Annotated in this window: 5 protein-coding genes; all 5 read left to right on the top strand. The window is 65.5% G+C overall.

The window, feature by feature from the left end:
- A partial coding sequence (locus ASF71_RS25435) for a hypothetical protein (RefSeq protein ID WP_235514659.1) occupies positions 1-222 on the top strand: 222 nt, incomplete at its 5' end.
- A gap of 185 nt (positions 223-407) precedes the next feature.
- Entirely contained in the window at positions 408-686 is a 279-nt protein-coding gene (locus ASF71_RS20535) for a DUF3006 domain-containing protein (RefSeq protein WP_056303621.1), read from the top strand.
- Positions 683-1726, top strand: coding sequence for an excalibur calcium-binding domain-containing protein (locus tag ASF71_RS24375; protein ID WP_235514658.1), 1044 nt, complete (start codon positions 683-685; stop codon positions 1724-1726). Before ASF71_RS20535 ends, ASF71_RS24375 begins: the two co-directional genes overlap by 4 nt.
- Positions 1727-1800: 74 nt before the next feature.
- Positions 1801-4317, top strand: coding sequence for a uracil-DNA glycosylase (ung, locus tag ASF71_RS25935; RefSeq protein WP_369815032.1), 2517 nt, complete (start codon positions 1801-1803; stop codon positions 4315-4317).
- An 18-nt stretch (positions 4318-4335) separates the two neighbouring features.
- The gene (locus ASF71_RS20520) at positions 4336-4821 is read left to right on the top strand and encodes a winged helix-turn-helix domain-containing protein (RefSeq protein WP_056303619.1); all 486 of its coding nucleotides are present in this window, start codon (positions 4336-4338) and stop codon (positions 4819-4821) included.
- Positions 4822-4902: the final 81 nt, after the last annotated feature.

The raw sequence follows: 4902 nt of genomic DNA, 5'->3' as shown, positions 1-4902 counted from the left end.
CTGCACAGCATCTCGTTTGAACTCAGCGGTATGGATTCTGCGGGTCGTCATGAGGGTGCCTCCTATCGTGGGGGCTTATCTCCATCTGCGCAAAATCGGGTCAACCTCAGGTTCAGGGTGGTAGTGCTGTACCGCACCGGCAGGGTACTGACCGAGGGGCTGGAGGCAGACGCCGCCCGGGCGGCGCTGCTGACCGAAGCCGTTCCACACTCCGAGGTGTAGCCGAGATCGCCACAGACATAGGAGCCGCTGTCGCTCGGGCAGGAGTGCCAGCGGTGGCAGCCGCTCCGGTGGGCCTGGGCTGGAGCCGCCATCATGAAGAAGACGGCCAACACACTGAACAGGGCAGATCGTCGCATGACCCAGCTTGACACCCAGCCTAGGCCGCTGCGCGCTACTTTGCAGCCATGACCTCCGACGATCCCGCACCTAGCCTCGTCACCGTTGACGGCATTGAGGGCCGCCTCGCCCGCGTGGAGCTGCCCGACGGCACCACCGAGGATTGGTCCCTGGCCAGTCTGCCCACTGGGGTCCGCGAGGGTGACGTCGTGCGCCTGCACGTCGAAGGTGGGGACCTGGAGATGGAGATCGACCATGCGGAGACTGCTCAGCGTCGTCAGGGGGCCCAGGCCCAGCTCAACGCCCTGAACCGTCCCGCGTCGGTTGGCGAGGAGATCGACCTGTGAGGGGCCTCCTGACACTGGCCGCCCTCAGCCTGGGACCTATGCAGGCCCAGGCCGCTTTCCCTGGCGCCCTGACGATCCGCTTCCTCGACGTGGGGCAGGGCGACGCGGTGCTCATCACTTCACCCGAAGGCAAGAGCGTCCTCTACGACGGGGGCAGGAGCGAACCCCGGCTGCAGACCCTGCTGCGGCAGTATGAGGTCCAGAGTCTTGATCTCGTGGCGGCCAGTCACGCCGACGCCGACCACATCACCGGCCTGATTCCAGCCGTCACGCTCTACAAGCCCCGGTTCTTCCTCAACAACGGCCTCGCGGGCACGACCCAGACCTGGCGCAAACTGGTCACCGCCGCGCAGCAGGCGGGGACACAGGGGCTGGTCGCCAAGGACCAGATCATCAACCTCGGGAGCGTGAAGCTCACGGTCCTGGCCCCCCCACCGGGGATGCCTAGGACTGAGCAGAACCTGAACAGCGTGGGACTGCTGGTGCAGTACGGCGCGTTCCGGGCCCTGATGACCGGAGACAGCGAGACGCCTGAGACGGCGGGCTGGCTCAAGAAGTATCCGGCGGGTACCCTCGGCCCTGTGGAGGTGTACAAGAGCATCCACCACGGGGCCGCGAACGGAGACAACGCGGCGTGGCTGGCGGCAGTGCGCCCGAAGAACGTGGTGGTGAGCGTGGGGCCGAACAACTATGGACACCCGACGGCGACGGCGTTGAACCTCTATAAGAGCGTGGGCGCGGCGGTCTGGCGGACGGACCAGATGGGAACAGTGACGATCACGGTGCAGACCACTGGGGCGTACACCATCACGACCGAGAAAGGCCGGGCCGCACAGGGGCAGGCCGTCGGCTCAAGCGTTTCCCCTCCTCCGCGTCCGGTCCCCACGCTTCCCTCAGCCCCCACACCGGTGGCCCCCAGCAGCTTGAGCTACGCCAATTGCGCGGCGGTGCGGGCCGCGGGGAAAGCTCCCCTTGTGCGCGGACAGCCGGGCTACAGCACCAAGCTCGACCGGGATGGCGACGGCCGCGCCTGCGAGTGAGCTTCACGTCTCATCCCAGGCGACCTTAATCCCCCATCCAGTTCCCGGATGCCGGGCGTCCTACAGTGGCGCCCGTGTCCACAGCGTCCACAGTGCAGGTGGTCTGGTTCAAGAAGGACCTGCGGGTCCATGATCACTTGCCGCTCCTCGAGGCCTCGGCCCGGGGCCCGGTACTGCCACTCTATATCTACGAGCCAGAGCAGCTTCATCATTCTGAATTTGGTGGCCACCACCTCCAGTACCTGAATGAGTGCCTAGACGAACTGGACACCGCCCTGCGAGCCCTGGGTGCTCCCCTCGTCCGGCGGCATGGCGAAGCGGTGCATATCCTTGAGGAGTTGCATGCCGAGGTCGGCTTCACTGCCCTGTGGGCGCACGAGGAAACTGGCAACGGCGTGAGCTACGCCCGGGACCGCCGTGTTTATGACTGGTGCAGAGCCAAGAGCGTGCCCTTTACCGAGGTGCCGCAAAACGGTGTGGTTCGCCGTCTCCGGAATCGTGACGGCTGGGCAGATACCTGGGAAGAAAGGCTGGGCGGGGCACCCCTTGGACCCCCAGAGCGTGTGCAGACCGTCCACGTCCCCTCAGTGGGCCTCCTGGGGGCACCTGATCTCAACTTAGCCCCCAACCTTAAGGTCATTCCCCCCGGGGGGCGCCGCGTGGCAGAACAGACCCTGACCAGCTTCCTGACCCTCCGCGGCATGGACTACATGCGGGAGATGAGCAGTCCCCTCACCGCCGAGGACAGTTGCTCGCGTCTGAGTGCCCCGCTCGCCTTCGGCACACTGAGCCTGCGCGAAGTCGTCCAGGCCACCCGGCAACGGCTCGCGGCCGTCAAGGGCGACCTGACGGCCGATCCCCGCTGGGTCCGCTCTCTGCGATCCTTCGAGAGCCGACTGCACTGGCACTGTCATTTCATGCAGCGCCTGGAGTCCGAACCCGAGATGGAGTTTCGGAACCTCAACCGGGCCTTCGACGGCCTGCGTCCCGAGTGGAACCAAGAGCACTTCGACCGCTGGGCTGCGGGCCAGACGGGCTATCCCCTCCAGGACGCTTGTATGCGGATGCTCGCAGAGACCGGCTGGCTGAACTTCCGCATGCGGGCCATGACCATCTCGTTCTCCAGCCAGCTGCTGTGGCTGCATTGGCGCGTACCCGGCGAGTTCCTGGCGTATCACTGGCTTGACAACGAACCGGGTATCCACTGGGCCCAGGTGCAGATGCAGAGCAGCACGGTGGGCATCAACCGAGTCCGCATCTACAACCCAACCAAGCAGTCTCGCGACCAGGATCCGACAGGGGCGTTTATTCGCCATTGGGTGCCGGAACTGCAGGAAGTGCCCACCGACTTCATTCACGCGCCCTGGGAGTGGAGTGGGGCTGGCCGCCTGAAGTATCCCGCGCCGGTCATTGACGCCGAGCGGGCTATCCGGGCGGCCAAAGCCCGGATCACGGCTGTGCGGGAGACGGCGTTCTTCAAGGAGGAAGCGCGGCGGGTCTACGCCCTGCACGGCAGCCGGAAGAAGGCAATGGTGCGGGCAGAGCGCCGGGCTCTGGGCCTGCCCGAGAAGCCTGTTCGACCGGTGCGGCGCTCCCCCGCGGCCTTGGTCATAGCAGGACAGCCGAGCCTGTTCGAGACGAGCCCTGAGCCGGTCAAACCCGTGATTCCCGCCGGGTTGCCGGATTCGTGGCGTGACGCGCTGGCCGACGAATTCGCCGCGCCGTATTTCCATGCCCTCAAGGACTTCCTGGTCGAGGAACGCCGCACCCATACCGTCTATCCTCCGGCCGCCGACGTCTTCAACGCCCTGCGTTTCACGCCGCTGGAGAACGTCAAGGTCTTCATTCTGGGCCAGGACCCCTACCACGGCGCCGGGCAGGCGCACGGCCTGTCCTTCAGTGTGCGGCCCGGCGTGCGCGTGCCCCCCAGTCTCCAGAACATCTACAAGGAGTTGCAGACGGACCAGCCTGGGTTCACGCCGCCCCGCCACGGCTATCTGCGGGCCTGGGCCGAGCAGGGTGTGCTGCTGCTCAACGCGGTGCTGACCGTGCGGGCGGGCGAGGCGAACAGCCACGCGGGCAAGGGCTGGGAGCCGTTCACGGATGCGGTAATCCGGGCGGTGAACGCCAAGCCCGAGCGGGTGGTCTTCGTGTTGTGGGGGGCCTATGCGCGCAAGAAGGCCAAGTTGATCACCGGCAAGCAGCACGTCCAAGCCCGAGCGGGTGGTCTTCGTGTTGTGGGGGGCCTATGCGCGCAAGAAGGCCAAGTTGATCACCGGCAAGCAGCACGTGATCGTCGAGTCGGCGCATCCGTCGCCCCTGAGCATGGTGCGGTTCATGGGGAGCCGGCCGTTCTCGAAGGTGAACGCGGCGCTCGAAGAGGCAGGGGAGACGCCCATCGACTGGCAGCTGCCCCTCAAGGTCGACACCGAGTAACCCCGGGCCGCATCGATCTGCAAACTGGAGAGAGCCAGGGGGCCAGCGACGTCGCGCTTGACCCCATGCAAGGGTCACGCGGATGCGGGCTACAGCTTGAGCTCGGAAGACATCCAGGTCCTTTGGACCGACCTATTGATCACGTCACGGCTTAGCATTGATAGTCTTGGGGCATGCCTGAATGGCAGCCTACCCGTTATTCCCGTGCTCAACTCAAAGAGCGCCGCCTCGCGGCGCTTGAATGGATCGCACGCGGAACGCACAAGAATCAGGAGATTGCCGATCACTTTGGGGTCTCGGTGCACACCGTGTACAGCTGGAAAGGTCGGCTGAAACGCAACGGCAGTCTTCAGGCCACCGTGGCCAGGGGTCCAGTCTCGCGGCTTACGGCGGAGCAAGGTGAGCGGTTGCGCACCCTCCTGCGGGAGGGTGCGGTGCATCACGGCTTTCGGGACGAGACCTGGACGACCCGGCGTGTCAGCGAATTGATCGGCCGGCACTTCGAGATCTGGTACCACCATGACCATGTCCGGCACATCCTGCGTCGGTTGGGCTTTACCCCGCAGATGCCTGATGGGCGTGCGGCGGAACGCAACGAAGTTCGGATCGCCGGCTGGAAAGAACAGGTGGCCCCGGAGTTGAAAAAAAAAGGTCGCTGAGGGCGCCACTCTCGTCTACCTCGATGAGGTGGGATTTGCCCTGAAAGGGGTCCGCAGACGGACCTGGTCCACCAAGGGCGT

The sequence above is a fragment of the Deinococcus sp. Leaf326 genome, from assembly GCF_001424185.1.
Lineage (GTDB): Bacteria > Deinococcota > Deinococci > Deinococcales > Deinococcaceae > Deinococcus.
Note: the sequence above shows the minus strand (reverse complement) of the source record. Positions and strands in the feature narration are given on the sequence as shown.

Bases quoted from the DNA above. Each gene is read 5' to 3' on its own strand.
- ASF71_RS20535 (WP_056303621.1), top strand. From the start codon at position 408: ATGACCTCCGACGATCCCGCACCTAGCCTCGTCACCGTTGACGGCATT.
- ASF71_RS20520 (WP_056303619.1), top strand. From the start codon at position 4,336: ATGCCTGAATGGCAGCCTACCCGTTATTCCCGTGCTCAACTCAAAGAG.